15 protein-coding genes and 1 tRNA gene are annotated in these 19700 nt (G+C 66.8%); 9 read left to right on the forward strand and 7 right to left on the reverse strand.

Features of this window, described 5'->3' with window-relative positions; genetic code table 11:
* Positions 1-3 precede the first annotated feature (3 nt).
* The 8 genes from paoC (at position 4) to AE618_RS09430 (ending at position 10131) form a co-directional block, all read left to right on the forward strand.
* On the forward strand, positions 4-2211 hold the full coding sequence (gene paoC / locus AE618_RS09395) for an aldehyde oxidoreductase molybdenum-binding subunit PaoC (protein ID WP_054208793.1): 2208 nt from the start codon (positions 4-6) through the stop codon (positions 2209-2211).
* Positions 2212-2782: 571 nt separating this feature from the next.
* Positions 2783-3508 carry a phosphoadenylyl-sulfate reductase gene (locus AE618_RS09400; RefSeq protein ID WP_054208890.1) on the forward strand — a complete coding sequence of 242 codons (726 nt, stop codon included), beginning with the start codon at positions 2783-2785 and terminating at the stop codon, positions 3506-3508.
* Positions 3505-4407, forward strand: coding sequence for a sulfate adenylyltransferase subunit CysD (cysD, locus tag AE618_RS09405; protein WP_054208794.1), 903 nt, complete (start codon positions 3505-3507; stop codon positions 4405-4407). Before AE618_RS09400 ends, cysD begins: the two co-directional genes overlap by 4 nt.
* A complete protein-coding gene (gene cysN, locus AE618_RS09410) occupies positions 4407-6062 on the forward strand; it encodes a sulfate adenylyltransferase subunit CysN (RefSeq protein WP_054208795.1) in 1656 nt (551 codons plus the stop codon). Before cysD ends, cysN begins: the two co-directional genes overlap by 1 nt.
* Positions 6063-6277: 215 nt before the next feature.
* A complete protein-coding gene (locus AE618_RS09415; RefSeq protein WP_054208796.1) occupies positions 6278-7315 on the forward strand; it encodes a sulfate ABC transporter substrate-binding protein in 1038 nt (345 codons plus the stop codon).
* A gap of 3 nt (positions 7316-7318) precedes the next feature.
* Complete coding sequence (gene cysT / locus AE618_RS09420) at positions 7319-8170, forward strand: sulfate ABC transporter permease subunit CysT (RefSeq protein ID WP_054208797.1); 852 nt, start codon at positions 7319-7321, stop codon at positions 8168-8170.
* Complete coding sequence (gene cysW, locus AE618_RS09425; RefSeq protein ID WP_054208798.1) at positions 8163-9068, forward strand: sulfate ABC transporter permease subunit CysW; 906 nt, start codon at positions 8163-8165, stop codon at positions 9066-9068. The genes cysT and cysW overlap by 8 nt, the downstream gene beginning before the upstream one ends.
* 16 nt (positions 9069-9084) lie before the next feature.
* Positions 9085-10131, forward strand: coding sequence for a sulfate/molybdate ABC transporter ATP-binding protein (locus AE618_RS09430; RefSeq protein ID WP_248310807.1), 1047 nt, complete (start codon positions 9085-9087; stop codon positions 10129-10131).
* Between the two features lie 390 nt (positions 10132-10521).
* Here the strand turns inward: AE618_RS09430 and AE618_RS09435 are convergent.
* The 7 genes from AE618_RS09435 to AE618_RS09465 all read right to left on the reverse strand — a co-directional run bounded on the left by AE618_RS09435 (position 10522) and on the right by AE618_RS09465 (position 17697).
* A tRNA-Glu gene (locus tag AE618_RS09435) sits at positions 10522-10596 on the reverse strand.
* 151 nt (positions 10597-10747) lie between these two features.
* Positions 10748-12550: a single-stranded-DNA-specific exonuclease RecJ gene (gene recJ, locus AE618_RS09440; protein ID WP_054208800.1), complete on the reverse strand. Its 1803-nt coding sequence runs from the start codon at positions 12548-12550 to the stop codon at positions 10748-10750.
* 158 nt (positions 12551-12708) lie between these two features.
* Entirely contained in the window at positions 12709-13707 is a 999-nt protein-coding gene (gene glpX, locus AE618_RS09445) for a class II fructose-bisphosphatase (protein ID WP_054208891.1), read from the reverse strand.
* Between the two features lie 65 nt (positions 13708-13772).
* Positions 13773-15119: a homoserine dehydrogenase gene (locus tag AE618_RS09450; protein WP_054208892.1), complete on the reverse strand. Its 1347-nt coding sequence runs from the start codon at positions 15117-15119 to the stop codon at positions 13773-13775.
* A 53-nt stretch (positions 15120-15172) separates the two neighbouring features.
* Positions 15173-15604: a hypothetical protein gene (locus tag AE618_RS09455; protein ID WP_156330185.1), complete on the reverse strand. Its 432-nt coding sequence runs from the start codon at positions 15602-15604 to the stop codon at positions 15173-15175.
* A gap of 211 nt (positions 15605-15815) precedes the next feature.
* Positions 15816-17036 (reverse strand): LL-diaminopimelate aminotransferase, encoded by a 1221-nt coding sequence (locus tag AE618_RS09460; protein ID WP_054208802.1) that lies wholly within the window; start codon positions 17034-17036, stop codon positions 15816-15818.
* Positions 17037-17244: 208 nt separating this feature from the next.
* The gene (locus AE618_RS09465) at positions 17245-17697 is read right to left on the reverse strand and encodes a hypothetical protein (protein ID WP_156330186.1); all 453 of its coding nucleotides are present in this window, start codon (positions 17695-17697) and stop codon (positions 17245-17247) included.
* A 119-nt stretch (positions 17698-17816) separates the two neighbouring features.
* On the opposite strand from AE618_RS09465, the gene phaC reads away from it, so the two are divergent.
* Positions 17817-19640: a class I poly(R)-hydroxyalkanoic acid synthase gene (phaC, locus tag AE618_RS09470; protein ID WP_054208804.1), complete on the forward strand. Its 1824-nt coding sequence runs from the start codon at positions 17817-17819 to the stop codon at positions 19638-19640.
* Positions 19641-19700 lie beyond the last annotated feature (60 nt).

Here is a 19700-nt window from a genome sequence, read left to right on the forward strand (position 1 = left end):
GCCATGAAATTCGACAAACCCGCGACCGACAACCCCATCGACCGGCTGCAGGTGGTCGGCCAGCCGCGCGACCGCATCGACGGCGCGCGCAAGGTCACCGGCACCGCTCGCTATGCCTATGAACATCACGACGTCGCAGCCAACCAGGCCTATGGCTATGTCGTCGGCGCCGGCATCGCCAAGGGGCGGATCGCGTCCATCAAGCTCGACGCTGCCCGCAAGGCGCCGGGCGTCCTTGCCATCGTCACGGCGAAGGAGGCCGGCAAGCTGAACAAGGGCAAGCGCAACACCGCGCGCCTGCTCGCCGGACCCGAGATCGAGCACTATCACCAGGCCGTGGCGCTCGTCGTCGCCGAGAGCTTCGAGCAGGCGCGCGCCGCGGCGAGCCTGGTCGAGATCGCCTATGCGCCCACCAAGGGCACGTTCGACCTCAAGAAGGTCAAGGACAGCGGCAAGAAGCCCGAGGGCGACGATCCGAGCCTCGACGATACCAATGTCGGCGACTTTCCCGGCGCGTTCGAGAGCGCGCAGGTCAAGCTCGACCAGAGCTATACCACGCCGGACGAAAGCCACGCGATGATGGAGCCGCATGCGACGCTTGCGGCTTGGGAAGGCGAGCGGCTGACGCTGTGGACCTCCAACCAGATGGTCGCCTGGGGCGTCGCCGACATGGCGGCGACGCTGGGCATCTCCAAGGACAACATCCGCATCATGTCGCCTTTCATCGGCGGCGGCTTCGGCGGGAAGCTGTTCCTGCGCTCCGACGTGCTGCTGGCGGCGCTGGGCGCGCGGGCGGCGAAACGCCCGGTCAAGGTCGCGCTGCAGCGTCCGCTGATGATCAACAACACGACGCATCGGCCGGCGACGATCCAGCGTATCCGCATCGGCGCGACCCGCGAGGGAAAGATCACGGCCATCGGCCATGAGAGCTGGTCTGGCGACCTGCCCGGCGGCGGCCCCGAGGTCGCGGTTCAGCAGACGCGGCTGCTCTATGCCGGCGCGAACCGGATGACGGCGATGCGGCTCGTCGAACTCGACCTGCCCGAAGGCAACGCGATGCGGGCGCCGGGCGAGGCTCCGGGGCTGATGGCGCTCGAAATCGCGATGGACGAGATGGCCGAGAAGCTGTCGCTCGACCCGATCGCGTTCCGCATGCTCAACGATACGCAGGTCGATCCCGAGAAGCCGGAGCGGCCGTTCTCGATGCGGCAACTCGGCGAGTGTTTCCGCGTCGGCGCTGAGCGGTTCGGCTGGAGCCGCCGCCAGGCGCGCCCCGGCACGATGCGCGACGGCCATGGGCTCATCGGATTTGGCGTCGCCGCCGCGTTCCGCAACAACATCGTGATGAAGTCGGGAGCGCGCGTCAGCCTGGACTCACAGGGCATCGTCACGGTCGAGACGGACATGACCGACATCGGCACCGGCAGCTACACCATCATCGGCCAGACGGCCGCGGAGATGCTGGGGGTCGACCTCTACAAGGTCGTCGTGAGGCTCGGCGATTCCGCCTTCCCCGTCTCGGCCGGATCGGGCGGGCAATGGGGCGGCAACAGCGCGACAGCCGGCGTCTACGCCGCCTGCGTCAAGCTGCGCGAGGCCGTGGCGCAGAAGCTCGGGATCAATTCCGGCGAAGCGGTTTTTGAAGGAGGCGACGTCAAGGCCGGCAACCGCAGCCTTCCCCTGGCAAGCGCGGCCGCGTCGGGCCCGCTGACCGCAGAAGACACGATCGAATACGGGGACCTCGACGAAACGCATCAGCAATCGACGTTCGGTGCCCATTTCGTCGAGGTGAGCGTCGATACCGCCACCGCCGAGACACGGATCCGGCGCATGCTCGCGGTCTGCGCCGCCGGGCGCATCCTCAACCCGAAGACGGCCCGCAGCCAGGTCATTGGGGCGATGACGATGGGCGCCGGTGCGGCCCTGATGGAAGAGCTGGCCGTCGACAAGCGCCGCGGCTTCTTCGTCAACCACGACCTCGCCGGATACGAGGTGCCCGTTCATGCCGACATACCCCATCAGGACGTGATCTTTCTCGACGAGACCGACCCAATGTCCTCCCCGATGAAGGCGAAGGGCGTGGGGGAACTCGGCATCTGCGGGGTTGGGGCTGCGATCGCCAACGCCATCTACAACGCGACCGGCGTGCGGGTCCGCGATTATCCGATCACCTTGGACAAGTTGATCAGGCACATGCCCGATGCGGCTTAGCATATGTGTCAGGGCCGCCGGGACGGTGTCATGTTCAGGTCGGCCCTCCTCACCCTGCGGCGCTGGAGACAGACGAAGCGCTGGGCGCCGGCTCCTGCCCCCCGGAAAACGGGCGAGCCGATCAGGCCGCCACTCAGGATGGATGGGCTGAAGCAGGAAGAAGGAACCCAGCGTTAGGGTCCGCAGAACAGCGGATTCATTTCCATTCGGCAGCGATCTTTGAAAATGGATTTTATTGACCTTCAAGCTCTATTCGTCGACACTTTACAAGTCTTGGGATCGTAAAGAGTTGATCAAAACCTGCAACAGGACTGATTTAGTAGACAAGCATCTTCATCAGAAACTTCGATTCACGCTCTCGATCGCCTGAGCGCTTCGTTGTTGGTCGTCGACACAGGTCGCAGGCTTCCACCTTAACAGGCGTAGCCCTCACGACATCGCCCTCCCGAACGAATCCGTAGCACCACGGGCTGCGGGCTGGTTACTTCTGTCACAAGGCGCCGTTCTGACGGTGACAAGCTCCAAAATGGCCGACAATGGCGTGCCCAACCCAGCCCCCCATCCTCCGTCCATGCCTTTTGCGCCTGATCGGGTCATCGATCGGCTGCGGTATCTGCCGGCCGACGTTCCCGGTCGGCTGGTCTTCACCACAAGCTTCGGGCTCGAAGACCAGCTCCTGACGGACCTCATCGTGAAGGCCGGGCTGGCGCGCGCCATCGCCTTCGCGACCCTCGACACCGGCCGCCTGTTTCCCGAGACCTACGATCTCTGGGCGCAAACCGAGCAGCGCTATGGCATCGCCATCGCCGGTTTTCTGCCGGATGCGGGCGCGGTCGAGACGCTTGTGAGCGAACAGGGCATCAACGGCTTCAAGGCTTCGCTTGCTGCACGCCAGCGCTGCTGCTTCCAGCGCAAGCTCGTCCCTCTGGAACGTGCCCTGGCAGGCGCCGCCGGCTGGGTCACGGGCTTGCGCGCCGACCAGTCGCAGGCACGGGCGGCGACCGGATTTTTCGAGCATGACGCCGCACGCGGCCTGACCAAGATCAACCCTCTGCATGACTGGACCCGCGAACAGGTTCTCACTGTGGCGCACGAATTCGACGTGCCTCTGAACCCGCTGCATGAGCGCGGCTTCGTCTCGATCGGCTGCGCGCCCTGCACGCGCGCGATCGCGCCCGGCGAGCCCGAGCGCGCTGGACGCTGGTGGTGGGAGCAGGACGCCGCGAAGGAATGCGGGCTGCATGTCGGGGCCGACGGCCGCCTCGTGCGCGTGCAACAGCCGGAGACACGGCCATGATCGCCCCCAGCCATCTCCAGAGGCTGGAGGCAGAGGCCATCTTCATCCTGCGGGAGGTCGTCGCGACCTGCGAGAACCCGGTGCTGCTCTATTCCGTCGGCAAGGATTCCGCCGTGCTGCTGCATCTCGCGATGAAGGCGTTTAGCCCCGGCAAGCCGCCCTTCCCTCTGCTCCACGTCGATACGACCTGGAAATTCCAGGAGATGATCGCCTTCAGAGACCAGACCGCGGCTCGGCTCGGGCTCGATCTCATCGTCCATATCAACCAGGACGGCGTGAAAGCGGGAATCAATCCGATCGCATCGGGATCGCGCATCCATACCGATGTGATGAAGACGCAAGGCCTGAAGCAGGCGCTGGACATGCACGGCTTCGATGCCGCTTTCGGCGGGGCGCGTCGTGACGAGGAGAAGACACGCGCGAAGGAGCGCGTCTTTTCGCTCCGCAGCGCCGATCATCGCTGGGATCCGAAGAACCAGCGGCCCGAGCCCTGGTCACTGTTCAATACCGCCAAGAAGGCGGGCGAGAGCTTTCGCGTGTTTCCGCTGTCCAATTGGACGGAAGCCGACGTCTGGGACTACATCGCGCTCGAAAGCATCCCCGTCGTACCGTTGTATTTTGCCGCGCCACGCCCGGTCGTCCGCCGCGGCGACGCCTGGATCATGCGCGACGACGAACGGCTGCCGCTGCAGCCGGGCGAGGTCGTCGAGACCCGCATGGTCCGCTTCCGCACGCTCGGCTGCTATCCGCTGACGGGCGCCATCGAAAGCGGCGCTACGACCCTGACCGACATCATCGCCGAGATGCGCGCATCGCAGAGTTCCGAGCGGCAGGGGCGCGTCATCGATCATGACGGGTCCGGCTCGATGGAGCAGAAGAAGCAGGAAGGCTATTTCTGATGAGTGCCCTCAAGGCCCGGCAGCGCGCCGCCGAGGCGCCGTTGCCGGGAAACGGTCCGGCCAATGACGACGGGCTCCAGACCCGTTCGCTCCTGCGCTTCATCACCTGCGGCTCGGTCGACGACGGCAAGTCGACGCTGATCGGCCGGATACTCTACGAGACGGGCGCGGTCTTCGAGGACCAGCTCGGTGCTCTCAAGCGGGATTCGCGCAAATTCGGCACGCAGGGTGACAAAGTCGATTTCGCTCTGCTCGTCGACGGGCTGGCCGCCGAGCGCGAGCAGGGCATCACCATCGATGTCGCCTATCGCTATTTCTCGACGCCTCGACGCTCCTTCATCGTCGCCGACACGCCCGGCCACGAACAATATACCCGCAACATGGCCACGGGCGCCTCGACCGCGGACCTCGCCGTCATTCTGGTCGATGCACGGCTCGGCCTCCTGAGTCAGACGCTGCGGCACTCCTTCATCGTCTCGCTGGTCGGCGTCCGCCACGTCGTCGTGGCCGTCAACAAGATGGATCTGGTCGGCTATGATCAGGGCGTGTTCGAGCGCATCTGTGCCGCCTATCGCAGCGCCGTCGCAGGGCTCGGCTTCACCCAGATCCGATTCGTCCCGATCTCGGCGCGCGACGGCGACAACGTCACGAGCGCGTCGGCGTCGATGGGCTGGTATCAGGGCGCCCCCTTGCTCGAGCATCTCGAGACGGTGGCGATCGAGGCCGGCAACGCGGCCCATCCCGGCGCAGTGCTGCCGGTGCAATGGGTCAACCGGCCCAATTCCAGCTTTCGCGGCTATTCCGGCAATCTCGCCCGCGGCCATCTCGCGATCGGCGACGCCGTCGCCGTCCTGCCGTCGGGCCGTACCAGCCGGGTCGCGCGCATCCTGACGCCCGCGGGCGATGCCGGGCACGCCGCCGCGGGACAGGCGCTGACCGTCACGATCGCAGACGAGATCGACATCTCGCGCGGCGACGTGCTCGTCGCAGTCGCCCATCGCCCACCCGTGCGGCGCCAGCTGGCGGCGCGCCTGCTCTGGACCGGCGAGGCTCCTCTGGCACTGGGTGGCTCCTATGCGCTGAAGCTCGCCAGCAGCCAGGCCCATGTGGTGGTCAGGACGCTGCATCACGGCATCGACGTGGCCACGCTGGCGCAGGTGCCGGTGACGGGCCTGGCGATGAACGACATCGGACTGGCGACGATCGATCTCGACAGGCCGCTGGCCGTCCTGCCTTTCGCCGAGAGCACCGAACTCGGCGGCTTCATCCTGATCGACCGCATCAGCCATGAGACGGTCGCGTTCGGCTTCATCGCCGAGGACGATCCTGAGCCAGCCGAGACCGGCGCTCGCTCCGAGAGCGGCTTTGCCGCGCTGCGTTCTAAGCTGCGCCGCCATGCCGGATCGCCCGGCTCGGCGCGACGGGCGGCGGTCGCCGGCCTCGGCCTCGGCCAAGCGGCAGCAAGCCTTCTGATCGGCGGGCTGGTCTATGGCTTGACGGGAAGCCTCCCGATGGCCTTGCTGGTCGCTGCGTCGGATCTGGTCTTGCGGCCCGTGCTGCTCGGCGGAGCCTGGACGGCGGCTCATGCCACATGGCGGCGGCGCCAGGCACGGAACCGATCCCTGGCGGAGAATGTTCTGGGCGACGGGATCTGACGAAGCGAACGCTTCTCACGATGCGGACGGGAGGCCTAAAAACAGGCTTCTTCAACAAGGCCGAGCTTCGGTAGTGTGTTCTCCGGAATCGGCCAATTTTGAAACACGGTGCTGCCCCGAAGCGTTGTCGGCCGAACTGGTTCAGCATACGCTTTGTTCTGTAAAAAGAACATTCTGACCAAGCTGTCGGACTGTTCCCAACAACGGAGAGCACGATGTCCCGCCCCTCATTTCGCCGCCTGGTTCAGTCCGGCCTCGTTCTGGGAGCCTTCTCGTTGTGCTTCGGCATCGTCGCCGGCGCCCGCGCCCAGACCGAACTGCTGAACGTGTCCTACGATCCGACGCGCGAACTCTACCGTGAGATCAACGCCGCCTTCATCGCCGATTGGAACGCCAGGAACGCGAAGAAGATCACCACGATCCGCCAGTCGCATGGCGGCTCGGGCGCGCAGGCGCGCACCGTGATCGATGGGCTGAACGCGGATGTCGTGACGCTGGCTCTCGCGGGCGACATCGATGCGATTGCCCAGCGCTCCAGGAAGCTGCCGCTCGACTGGCAGAAGCGCTTGCCCGACAATGCCTCCCCCTACACCTCGACGATCGTGTTCCTCGTCCGTAAGGGCAACCCAAAGGCGATCAAGGACTGGGGCGACCTGGTCAAGCCAGGCGTCCAGATCATCACGCCCAACCCCAAGACCTCCGGTGGCGCGCGCTGGAACTATCTCGCGGCCTGGGCCTATGCCGAAAAGGCCTTCGACAAGGACGACGCCAAGGTCCGCGACTATATCGGCAAGCTGCTCGCCAATGTGCCGGTGCTCGACACCGGCGCGCGCGGCGCCACCACCACCTTCACCCAGCGCGGTACGGGGGACCTCCTGCTCGCCTGGGAGAACGAGGCCTTCCTGGCAAAGAAAGAATTCGGACAGGACAAGTTCGACATCGTCGTGCCCAGCCTCTCGATCCTGGCCGAGCCGCCGGTGGCGCTCGTCGATGCCAATGTCGACGCCAAGGGTACCCGGGCCGAGGCGCAGGCCTATCTCGAATTCCTCTACACGCCCAAGGCGCAGGCGATCATCGCCCGGAATTTCTATCGTCCGCGCAATCCCGAAGCGGCCGATCCCAAGGACATCGCCAACTTCCCGAAAGTCGATCTCGTCACCATCGACGGTGCCTTCGGCGGCTGGGCCAAGGCGCAGCCCACCCATTTCGGTGATGGCGGCACCTTCGACCAGCTCTACAAGCCGGCGCGCTGAAAAATGACGGCCAGCACAGCCTCATCGGGTTGGCGTCAGCCGAGCATCCTGCCGGGCCTCGGCCTGTCGCTCGGCATCACGCTGACCGCGCTGTCGCTGGTCGTTCTGATCCCGCTCGCGGCCCTGTTCATCAAGGCGGCGAGCGCGGGCCCCGCCGAGATCTGGGCGATCGCGACCTCGCCGCGCACGCTGGCGGCCTTGCGTCTGTCCTTCCTCGGCGCGCTCTTGGCCGCTGCGGTCAATGCCGTCTTCGGCCTGATCCTGGCCTGGGTGCTCGTGCGCTATGACTTCCCGGGCAAGCGTCTCGTCGATGCCGCCGTCGATCTTCCCTTCGCCCTGCCGACGGCGGTGGCCGGCATCGCTTTGGCCGCGATCTATGCGCCCAATGGCTGGGTCGGCGCGCTGCTGGCGCCCTACGGCATCAAGGTTGCCTATACCCCGCTCGGCGTGATGGTGGCGCTGATCTTCGTCGGACTGCCCTTCGTGGTCAGGATGGTGCAGCCTGTGCTCGAGGAATCCCAGGGCGATATCGAGGAGGCGGCGGCCCTGCTCGGCGCCAGCCGGCTGCGCACCATCTTCAAGGTCATCCTGCCGCCGGTCCTGCCAGCCTTGCTGACGGGCTTCGTGCTCGCCTTCGCGCGCGCCGTTGGCGAATACGGCTCGGTGATCTTCATCGCCGGCAATGTGCCGATGCTCTCGGAAATCGCGCCGCTGCTGATCGTGATCAAGCTCGAGCAGTTCGACTATGCCGGCGCCGCCGTCATCGCAACGCTGATGCTGCTGATGTCCTTCGCACTGATCCTGCTGGTGAACCTGATCCAGGCGCGCACCCGAAAGAGGCTCGGCGATGTCTGAGGCCGCCCTGCCCCGTCGTGACGCCACCGTCCCGGCCAAAGCCGCGAAACCGCGCCGTGCCCGCCCGATCGGCAGCGAGAGCCGGCTCGTGCAGATCCTGCTGATCGCGGTCTCGCTCGGTTTCCTCCTGCTCTTCCTGCTGCTGCCGCTGATCTCGGTCTTCGTCGAAGCTGGCGCGCGCGGATGGAGCGCCTATCGCGCGGCCATCACCGAACCCGATGCCGTCGCGGCCATCCGCCTGACGCTGCTGGTCGCGTCCATCGCCGTGCCGTTCAATGTCGTGGTCGGCGTGGCGGCGGCCTGGGCCATCGCAAAATTTGAATTCCGCGGCAAGAACCTGCTGATCAGCCTGATCGACCTGCCCTTCTCCGTCTCGCCGGTGATCTCGGGTTTGGTCTATGTCCTGCTGTTTGGCGCACAGGGCTATCTCGGTCCGTTTCTCAAGGCTAACGGCATCGAGATCATCTTCGCGCTGCCGGGGCTCGTCCTCGCCACCGTCTTCGTCACCTTCCCCTTCGTCGCGCGTGAACTGATCCCGCATATGCAATCCTTGGGCTCGACCGACGAGGAGGCGGCGCTGACGCTTGGCGCATCGCCCTGGCGCGTGTTCTTCTCGATCACGCTGCCAAATGTGAAATGGAGCCTGTTCTACGGCGTGCTGCTCTGCAACGCCCGCGCCATGGGCGAATTCGGCGCGGTGGCCGTGGTGTCGGGCAGGATACGCGGCCTGACCAACACCATGCCGCTGCATGTCGAGATCCTCTACAACGAGTATATGAGCGCCGCCGCCTTCGCCGTCGCCTCGCTGCTGGCGGGGCTCACACTGGTCACGCTGGCTCTCAAATCCCTTCTGGAATGGCGCTATGGCGATGCGATCGCCGCCGCGCGCCACCACTGAACGCGGGGACCGTCCCATGACCGTCGCCGTCTCGATCGAAGGCATCGACAAGCGCTTCCAGGCCTTCCAGGCGCTGCGGAGCGTCTCGCTCGACATCCAGCCCGGCGAGTTCGTCGCGCTGCTCGGCCCCTCCGGTTCGGGCAAGACGACCCTGCTGCGGCTGATCGCGGGCCTCGAACAGGCGGATGCCGGCCGCGTCCTCTTCGGCGATGTCGACACCCGCGATCTGTCGCTGCGCGACCGGCGCATCGGCTTCGTCTTCCAGCACTACGCCCTGTTCAAGACCATGACGGTCGCGGAGAACATCGCCTTCGGCCTGCGCTCGCGACCGCGCGCGGAGCGGCCCGACGGTGCCGAGATCAAACGCCGCGTCGAGGCGCTGCTCGAACTGGTTCAACTGCCGGGCCTCGAGCGGCGCTATCCGAGCCAGTTGTCGGGCGGACAGCGCCAGCGCATCGCATTGGCGCGGGCGCTGGCCATCGAGCCGCAGGTGCTGCTGCTCGACGAGCCGTTCGGGGCGCTCGACGCCAGGATCCGCAAGGATCTGCGCGCCTGGCTGCGTGACCTTCACAGCCGCACCGGGCACACCACGGTGTTCGTCACCCACGACCAGGAAGAGGCGCTCGAACTCGCCGACCGGGTCGCGATCCTGCATGAGGGGCGGCTCGAACAGGTCGGCACGCCCGATGACGTCTACGACCACCCGGCGACGCCCTTCGTCTGCGAGTTTCTCGGCGAGGCCAACCGGTTGCCGGTGAAGATCGTTGGCAGCCAGGCCTTTCTCGATGATCGGCCCGTGCTCGGCGGGCTCACCCAGAACCAGGGCGGTCCGGCCGCGCTCTATGTCCGCCCGCATCACCTCAAGCTCGTCGACGACGTGCCGCTGTCCATCCCCGGAATCGTAGAAGAACTCCGCCGCACCGGTCCCCTGCGACGCGCGGAGATCGCCGTCTCTGGCCTCGCCAAGCGGCTCGATCTCGACCTGACGAGCCAGGTCGCCCCGGCGATCGGCGAGCGGGTCCGGGTCAAGATCACCCATGCGACCGCCTTCGCGACGGCCTGACGCGGCGACCATTCAGCTGGATCAAGGCCTGCGGTAGCACGGCATCTAACCCGGCCGGATGACGCACGGCAGCAGGCCGCCGCGGGCGGCGAAATCCTCAGCCGGGCCTTGCTGCCGAGGCCGTAGCCGATGGCGTTGGTGCGGCCCGATCGATGCTGCGTTGGTCTATTGGCGCGGCGATTATGAACGCCTCGGCTGGATGACCGAAGAGGCCAAGACCGCGCTGGGCCTGCGAGCGTTCTAGGCCGGGCCTCGGCGAATAAGGTCGCAGATATGCCCAAAGCCGCCGTGCGAGCGCTTCGCTAGATGCAGAATTCCAAAGGGTGGCGATGATTCCGTCTGCACCTGGTTCGGCGCAGATTCCGACCCGAATTCATATGGCCACATAAGTGGCGCGACCTACGGGAGTCGAACCCGTCTCCCCAGCGTGAAAGGCTGGTGTCCTAACCGATAGACGAAGGTCGCGGGCTTCCGAACCGCTGGGGTCCGTGTCGAAGCGGGGCGAGGTATAGTGGCAGCGTTCCGGCTCTGCAAGGCCCAGATTGCGGTTGCCTATGAGCAAGGGCCGCGCGAACCGCGATCTTGGCTCACCGCCCCGGACGACAAGGCTCTGCGCTCAGGCTAAACGTGCCAGGTCGAGGACGCGCAACTCCGCCGATTCGTTGCCGCCCCAGCGGTTGAGCGTCAGGGTCGCGGCGAGATGGACGCTCTCGCCGCGCGCCGCCATCAGCGCCTGGCCGAGCGGCTCGTGAGCGACGCGAAACGCGATGCCGCCAACCGTCGCGCCGTCGCCGCTGCGCAGCTTGACGCGGACATGGCCGCCGCTGCCGATCTCGACGACGTCCGTCAGGCGGTGCGCCGGGAAGACGAAGACCGGCTCCGGGCTGCCGGCACCGAACGGGCCGGCCCGCTCGATCTCGGCCAGCAGGCGCGGCGTGGCGCCGCCGGCGCTGAGCGCTGCATCGATCGGCAGGGCCTCGGACGCCCCGGCCGCGCCGACCTCGGCCGCCAGGCGCTGCGTCACGAAGGCATGGAAGGCGTCACCCTGCCCGGCCGCCAGCATGACGCCCGCCGCCATGGCATGGCCACCGCCCTTGACGGCAAGCCCGGCCTCGACGGCTGCTCGCACGGCACGTCCAAGATCGACGCCGGCCACCGAGCGGCCCGACCCCGTCGCACCGCCCTCCCCGTTCAGCGCCAGCGCGAAGGCCGGCCGATGGAATCGCTCCTTGAGCCTGGCGGCGACGAGGCCGACGATGCCGGGATGCCAGTCCGGCGACCCGGCGAGCAGAACGGGCAGGTCGGCATCGCGCATCAGCGCATGATCGGCCTGCGAGGTCGCCTCGATCACCGCCTGGCGCTCGATCTCCTGGCGCTCCTGATTGATCCGGTTGAGCTCAGTGGCGATGCCGCGCGCCTCGATCTCGTCCTGCGTCAGCAGGAGGCGCGCGCCCAGTGCTGCATCGCCGATGCGGCCGCCGGCATTGATGCGCGGACCGAGCAGAAAACCGAGATGCCAGGCCTGGACCGGCCCGTCGAGCCCGGCCACATCCATCAGCGCGACCAGCCCCGGCCGGGCGCGGCCGCGCAGGATGGCGAGGCCCTGCCGGACGAAGGCGCGGTTGAGGCCGCGTAGCGGCACGACATCGGCGACTGTCGCCAGCGCGACGAGGTCGAGAGCGGCCAGAAGGTCGGGCTCGGCCCCGCGCGCGGCCCAGACGCCCTGGCGGCGGAGTTCGGCGCGCGTGGCAACCAAGGCCAGGAAGACGACGCCGGCGGCGCAAAGATGGCCGAGGCCCGAGAGATCGTCCTGGCGGTTGGGGTTGACCAGCGCCTCGACCTCCGGGAGCCGTTCGGGCGCCTGATGGTGGTCGAGCACGACGACATCGAGCCCCAGCCGCCGCGCCTCGGCCAGCGGCTCATGGCTGGTCGTGCCGCAATCGACCGTGACCAGCAGCGTCGCGCCCTCGGCCGCCAGTTGGCGGATCGCCTCGCTGTTGGGGCCGTATCCCTCGATCAGCCGGTCGGGAATGTGGATGCGCGGACGCGCGCCTGCCTCGCTCAGGAACCCCGACAGCAGCGCCGCCGAGCAGGCCCCGTCGACATCGTAGTCGCCGAAGATCGCAACCTGCTCGCGCGAGGTGACCGCGCGCGCCAGCCGCGCGGCGGCGGCCTCCATCCCGACCAGCGTCGCAGGATCGGGCATGAGGTCGCGCAGCTTGGGTTCGAGATAGAGCGCAGCCTCATTGGGCTCGACGCCGCGCCCCGCCAGCAGCCGCGCGAGGATGTCGGGAATGCCCTCGAGCTGGGACAAAGCCTCGGCTCGGCCCAGGCCTGCTGCATCGAGCCGGTCGCGCCAGGGCCGGCCCAAGGCCGAACGGGTGACGCCGAGAAAGGCGCGGGGGTGCTCGAGACTCATGGGGTGAGGCGTCGCCCGCCACGGCGCTTTCGTCAACCATGCCGGCTGTGCGGTCCCCGGATGGCGGCCGTGAAGAAGGGGCGGGCATGAAAAAGGCCGGGCGTGAGCCCGGCCTCGCAGCGGTCAACCTGGGCGCGAAGGCCGCGCCACCGACGGTCTCAGTCGAGCTTGAACTTGCCGAAATCGCGGTGTTCGCCATGGATGCGGCGCACCGTGCCGGTGATCGAGCGGTAGACGATGGTCTCGGTCTCGATCACATCGCGGCCGAACTTCACGCCCTTGAGCATGCCGCCATCGGTGACGCCGGTGGCGCAGACGATGGTGTCGCCCGAGGCCATCTCCTCCATGCTGTACTTCTTGTTGGGGTCGGTGATGCCCATGGTCAGGGCACGCGCCCGCTTCTCCTCGGTGTCGAGGATCAGACGGCCCTGCATCTGGCCGCCGACGCAACGCAGCGCGGCTGCCGCCAGCACGCCCTCGGGCGCGCCGCCGATGCCGAGATAGAGGTCGATGCCGGTCTTGTGCGGCTCGGTGCAGTAGATCACGCCGGCGACGTCGCCATCGGTGATCAGCCGGATCGAGCAGCCGGTCTTGCGGACCTCCTCGATCAGCTTGGCATGGCGCGGACGGTCCATGATCAGCGTCGAGATCTCGCTCGGCTTGACGCCCTTGGCCTTGGCGAGCGCATGGATGTTGTCGGTTGCCGACGCATCGAGATCGACGACGCCGCGGGCATAGCCCGGTCCGATCGCGATCTTGTCCATGTAGACGTCTGGCGCGTTCAGGAGCTTGCCGGCTTCCGCCATCGCCATCACGGCGATCGAATCGGGCATGTCCTTGGCGCAGAGCGTGGTGCCTTCGAGCGGATCGACGGCGATATGGACCTTGGGGCCCTGCCGCGTGCCGACCTTCTCGCCGATGAAGAGCATCGGCGCCTCGTCGCGCTCACCCTCGCCGATGACGATCTCGCCGTCGATCGGCAGGCGGTTGAGTTCGCGCCGCATCGCATCGACCGCCGCCTGGTCCGCTGCCTTCTCATTGCCATGGCCGCGCAGGCGCGCCGCAGAGACCGCCGCGCGCTCGGTGACGCGCACCAGCTCCATCGAGAGATAGCGCTCGATGATCTGGGAGGAGGAAATGCGGAGATCGTCGGACATGAGCGGTTCCCTTTGGTTCGGCATGGGCAGCAGGCGGCGATCATGGCGGCTAAGCCGCCGACTGCCTACTCCCGTTCGATACGGATGACTTGCGGCGGGTCGGCGACATGGCCGTCGGCGGAGACCTTGTCCAGCGCGGCGCGGATCGCGGCCTCGCTGGTGGCATAAGTGATAAGGACGACCGGCACGGGCGCACCGGAGCGGCCGGCCGGATCGCGCGCGGCGGCGGCCTCCGAGCGGCGCTGGACGATGCTTTCGAGCGAAATCTCGGCCTCGGCCATGCGGGTCGCGATGGCAGCGGCGGAGCCCGGCCGGTCGATGACCGAGAGGCGGACATAATAGCCGCCCTCATGGCGCTGCATCGGCGCCCGCACGGCTGCCTCGAGGCGTGCGACCGGCAGGCCGAAGGGCAGCCCCGCCGTGCCGCGCGCGACATCGGCGATGTCGGCGACGACGGCCGACGCCGTAGGGTCACCACCGGCGCCAGGGCCGACCAGCGTGATCTCGCGCACCGCATCGGCATCGACGGTCACCGCATTGAGCACGCCCATCACCTGCGCGATCGCGGAGGATTTCGGCACCATGGTCGGGTGGACGCGCTGCTCGATGCCGGTCTTGGTTCGCTCGGCGACGCCGAGCAGCTTGATCCGGTAGCCGAGCTCGTCGGCCATTTTCAGGTCGAGCGGCGCGATCGAGGAAATGCCTTCGACATGGATCGCCTCGGCGTCGATGGTCGTGCCGAAGGCGAGGCTGGTGAGGATGGCGAGCTTGTGGGCGGTGTCGTAGCCCTCGACGTCGAAGGTCGGATCGGCCTCGGCATAGCCGAGACGCTGTGCGTCCTTGAGGCAGGCCTCGAAGGTCAGGCCTTCGAGCTCCATCCGCGAGAGGATGTAGTTGCAGGTGCCGTTGAGGATGCCGTAGAGCCGCGTGACAGTGTTGCCGGCCAGCGCCTCGCGCAGCGTCTTGACGATCGGGATGCCGCCGGCCGACGAAGCCTCGAAGGCGAGCGCGACGCCATTCTGCTCGGCGAGCGTCGCCAGCGCGATGCCGTGATGGGCGAGCAGCGCCTTGTTGGCGGTGACAACCGATTTACCGGCTGCGAGAGCAGCCTCGACGGCAGCCTTGGCCGGGCCGTCGGAACCGCCGACCAACTCGACCAGGCAATCGATCTCGCCGGATGTGGCCAGCGCGACCGGATCGTCGAACCAATGCAGCCCGCCGAGATCGACGCCGCGATCGCGCGTGCGATCACGGGCGGACACGGCGGTGACGCGGATGGCGCGGCCGCAGCGGGCAGCCAGCGCATTCTCCTGCCGGCGCAGGATGCGCAGCACGGACGCTCCGACGGTTCCCAGCCCGGCGAGGCCGATGCGCAGGGGCTTCGAGGCGGTCTGGGCGGTCGCGTGTGTCATGGCGCGGCGTCGCATGCGGGGGCAGGCTGAGTCAACGGCAAGCCTTTTCAAGGTCAGCCGAAGCGGCAGATGACCTCCGCTGCCAGCCGCCGAAGCTTGCCGTCGCCGAAGGTCAGGTGGATGCGCAGCAGGTTGGTGCCGAAGGCCGTCGTCTTGATGGTGCGCAGCGCTTCCAGCGTGTCGCCGGTCCAGGTCGTCGCCGTCTCGGTGGAGGGTGTCCAGAACCAGGGCCGGGGCGGAACGATGGCGATGGTCGCGAGGATGCGCTCGGCCTCGGCCTGCTCGATACCGGCCGGCAGATGGCGCGACACGATCTCGGTGGCGTCACGTCCGCATTCGCGGGCCGTGGTTGCCGCCAGCACCTCGGAAACGAGAGCGGACTCGGTCTGCGGCACGCGACCGCGCGAATAATCATAGGTGGAGACGAGGCAGATCAGCGCGAACAGGCTAACGCCGATAGCGACCATACGGCCTGTGCTGAACATCGCGCGCTGTAGCCCCGGAGCGGACGGATGAGTCCGCGTGGAGGGGTTCCCATGTTTTCGGAGCGGGGTCCAGAGGAAGGCTGCCGTCATTCTTGGGCGCAGCACAGCGGAGACCCGAGAATCTCCGGCCGGATGAGCGTCACAGCTGCGTCAAGAGATGCTCGGGTCAAGCCCGAGCATGACGCCTGAGCGACGGGGCCAACCTGGCCCCCTACCCCGCCTTCGGCATCTGGATGATGTTGTGCAGCGTGTGGTCGGCGCCCTTGAGGAAGCGGCCGACATTGCGAGCGGCCTGGCGGATGCGCTGCTCGTTCTCGACGATGGCGATGCGGACATAGTCGTCGCCATGCTCGCCGAAGCCGATGCCCGGCGCGACCGCGACCTCGGCCTTCTCGATCAGCAGCTTGGAGAACTCCAGCGAGCCAAGATGGCGGAATTTCTCGGGGATCGGCACCCAGGCGAACATCGAGGCCGCGGGCGCCGGAAACTCCCAGCCCGCCTTGCCGAAGCTCTCCACCAGCGCGTCGCGGCGCTTGCGGTAGATGTCGCGCATCTCGCGGATGCAGTCGTCGGGGCCATTGAGGGCAGCAGCAGCCGCGACCTGGATCGGCGTGTAGGCGCCGTAGTCGAGATAGGACTTCACCCGCGCAAGCGCCGCCAGCAGGCGTTCGTTGCCGACCGCGAAGCCCATGCGCCAGCCCGCCATCGAGAAGGTCTTGGACATCGAGGTGAACTCGACGGTGACATCGATCGCGCCCGGCACCTGCAGCATCGAGGGCGGCGGGTCGTTCTCGTCGAAATAGACCTCGGCATAGGCGAGGTCCGACAGCAGGATCAGCTCGTGCTTCTTCGCGAAGGCGACGAGATCCCGATAGAAGTCGAGCGAGGCGGTATAGGCGGTCGGATTGGCCGGGTAGCAGGTGACGAGCGCGATCGGCTTGGGCACAGAATGGATCATCGCCCGCTCCAGCGCCGGGAAGAAGGCGGGCGTCGGCTCGGCCGGCACCGAGCGGATGACGCCGCCCGCCATCAGGAAGCCGAAGGCGTGGATCGGGTAGCTCGGATTGGGCACCAGCACGACATCGCCCGGCCCCGTGATGGCCTGCGCCATATTGGCAAAGCCTTCCTTGGAGCCCAGCGTCGCCACGACCTGCGTCTCCGGGTTGAGCTTCACGCCGAATCGGCGCTCGTAATAATGGGCCTGGGCTCGGCGCAGGCCACCGATGCCCTTGGAGGCCGAATAGCGGTCGGTGCGCGGCTTGCCGGCGGTTTCCACCAGCTTCTCGATGACATGCTTGGGCGCCGGCAAATCCGGATTGCCCATGCCGAGATCGACGATGTCGAAGCCCTTGGCGCGTTCGGCAGCCTTGATCTTGTTGACCTGTTCGAAAACGTAAGGCGGCAGGCGCTTGATGCGGTGAAAATCGGCCATTCGAACAGTTCCTTCGCCGGAGCCGGCATAGTCTAGATCTGGCCAGGCGGTCTGTCGGCACCCTTCCGGTGCCTGATCTTGTACGGCGCGATTCAAAATCGTTGCGCCGCAGCCGCCTCCCGCCGCATCTTTGGTCACGTCAGGCCGAAAAACGCAAGATTCAATCGACGCAACCGCGAGGCGACCGGACCGGGCTCTGCCGGCCTCCTCAGTTGGTCGGCAGAATCGCGGGCTTTGGCGGTGGCGTGGAGCCCAGCGACTTGGCCTGGTTTCCAGCCGCCTCGTTCGAGATGCGCTTGGCATCCAGTTCCGCCTCGATTGCCTTGAAGGCGGCTCTCGGCTTGCATTCGCCGGGCTTGGGAGCCGGCGTCGCAGGAAACGAAAAATGGGCGGCCTGCCCTGCCGGCACATAGGGGGGCGGGGCGGTTTCGCCCTGGCAGAGCGGCTCGACCGCAAACTTGCGGCCGATCGGCATGTATTGCGGATCGGCCGGTCGGGTTTCCTGCACGAACGGCTTGGCCTCTTGGGCGGTTGTCGCCATTCCCGCTGCCTCCGCGACAACCTTGCCCGTCTCACCGGCGCAGCCGGCCGCGACCGTGCTGAGAACGGCCAGGAGCATCAGTAACGGAAGCGGCTTTTTCGTCGGCTGGTCGAACGGCATGTCGTGATCCGGCAGCATTGTAGAATTCTCTTTGTCAAAGATATCCGCTACGTCCTTAATAGGTCCAAAATGGGGAGCAAGCAGCATCCCCTCAGAAGAACGCCACGGGGGAGAACGCGATGAACCGGCGAGCGGACGAGAAGCCCGCGGACGCAACCGCCTCAGCCGAGGCGCCCGTGCCGGATTTCGACCAGTTCGCGCAGAACATGGGCCGCCTTGTCGAGGAATACGGCAAGGCCACCGCCGCCTATCTCAAGCCGATCGAACGCGGCGAGGCCAAGGGCGGCCAGGCCGACGAGGCCAGCGACATGGTCAAGACACTCGGCCGCGTCGCGGAGAGCTGGGTCGCCGACCCCCGCAAGATCATGGAGGCGCAGGCGTCCATCACCGGCGATTTCCTGAATCTCTGGAGCGCGATGCTCAAACGAGCCGGCGGCGAGGAGGCCAAGGCCGTCGCGGAGCCCGACAGGCGCGACGCGCGTTTTGCCGACCCCGACTGGTCCGGCCATCCGATGTTCGACTTCATCAAGCAGGCCTATCTGATCGGCTCGCGCTGGGCCGAATCGATGGTCGACAAGGCCGAGGATCTCGACCCGCACACCCGCGAAAAGGCGCGCTTTTACGTTAAGCAGATCGCCAGCGCGCTCTCGCCCTCGAACTTCATCGCGACCAATCCCGAACTGCTGCGCGAGACGCTGCGGCAGAACGGCGAGAACCTGGTGCGCGGCATGAAGATGCTGGCCGAGGACATCGAGGCCGGCCATGGCGAACTCAAGATCCGTCAGTCCGACACAGGCGCCTTCCGGATTGGCGTGAACATCGCCTCGACGCCCGGCAAGGTGATCTTCCGCAACGACATCATGGAGTTGATCCAATATGCGCCGTCTACGGAGACCGTGCTGAAGCGCCCTCTCCTGATCGTGCCGCCCTGGATCAACAAGTTCTACATCCTCGACCTCAACGCCGAGAAGAGCTTCATCCGCTGGTGCGTCGCGCAGGGGCTGACCGTGTTCTGCATCTCCTGGGTCAACCCGGACGAGCGCCATGCCACCAAGGACTTCGAGAGCTACATGCGCGAAGGCGTCTTTGCGGCCCTCGACGCGATCGAGCAGGCGACAGGCGAAAAGAAGGTCAGCGCGATCGGCTACTGCGTCGGCGGCACCCTGCTGGGCGTGACGCTGGCCTATATGGCGGCAGTCGGCGACACGCGCATCGAGAGCGCCACCTTCTTCACGACGCAGGTCGATTTCTCCAAGGCCGGCGAGCTCTCCGTCTTCGTCGACGAGGACCAGATTCGCTCGGTCGAGGAGCAGATGGGCAAGTGCGGCTATCTCGACGGCGCGCGCATGGCTGGCGCCTTCAACATGCTGCGGCCCAACGACCTCATCTGGTCCTACGCGGTCAACAACTACCTCAAGGGCAAGGCGCCGACGCCGTTCGACCTGCTGTACTGGAACTCGGACTCGACGCGGATGCCGGCGGCGAACCACTCCTTCTACCTGCGCAACTGCTATCTTGAGAACAGGCTCTCGAAGGGCGAGATGACGATCGGCGGCAAGACGCTCGACCTCGGGAAGGTGACAATCCCGGTCTACAATCTCGCGACGCGGGAGGACCATATCGCCCCGGCTCAGTCGGTCTTCATCGGCTCGCAATGCTTCGGAGGCCCGGTCGACTATGTCGTTGCGGGCTCGGGCCATATCGCGGGCGTGGTCAACCCGCCAGCCAAGGTCAAATACCAGTACTGGACCGGCGGCCCCGCCACGGGCGTCTATGAGGACTGGATCGCGGGGGCCAGCGAACATGCCGGCTCGTGGTGGCCGCATTGGGCGTCATGGCTGGAGAAGCAGGCGCCGGAGCGGGTCCAGGCGCGTGAGCCGGGTGCGGGCAAGCTGCCGGCACTCTGTGATGCGCCGGGAACCTATGTGCTGACGAAGGCATGATGGACAGGCCGTCCTTGGCCTGATGCGCCAACGAAAAAGCCGGCCCGAAAGGGCCGGCTT

Source organism: Allobosea vaviloviae, assembly GCF_001298265.1.
Lineage (GTDB): Bacteria > Pseudomonadota > Alphaproteobacteria > Rhizobiales > Beijerinckiaceae > Allobosea > Allobosea vaviloviae_B.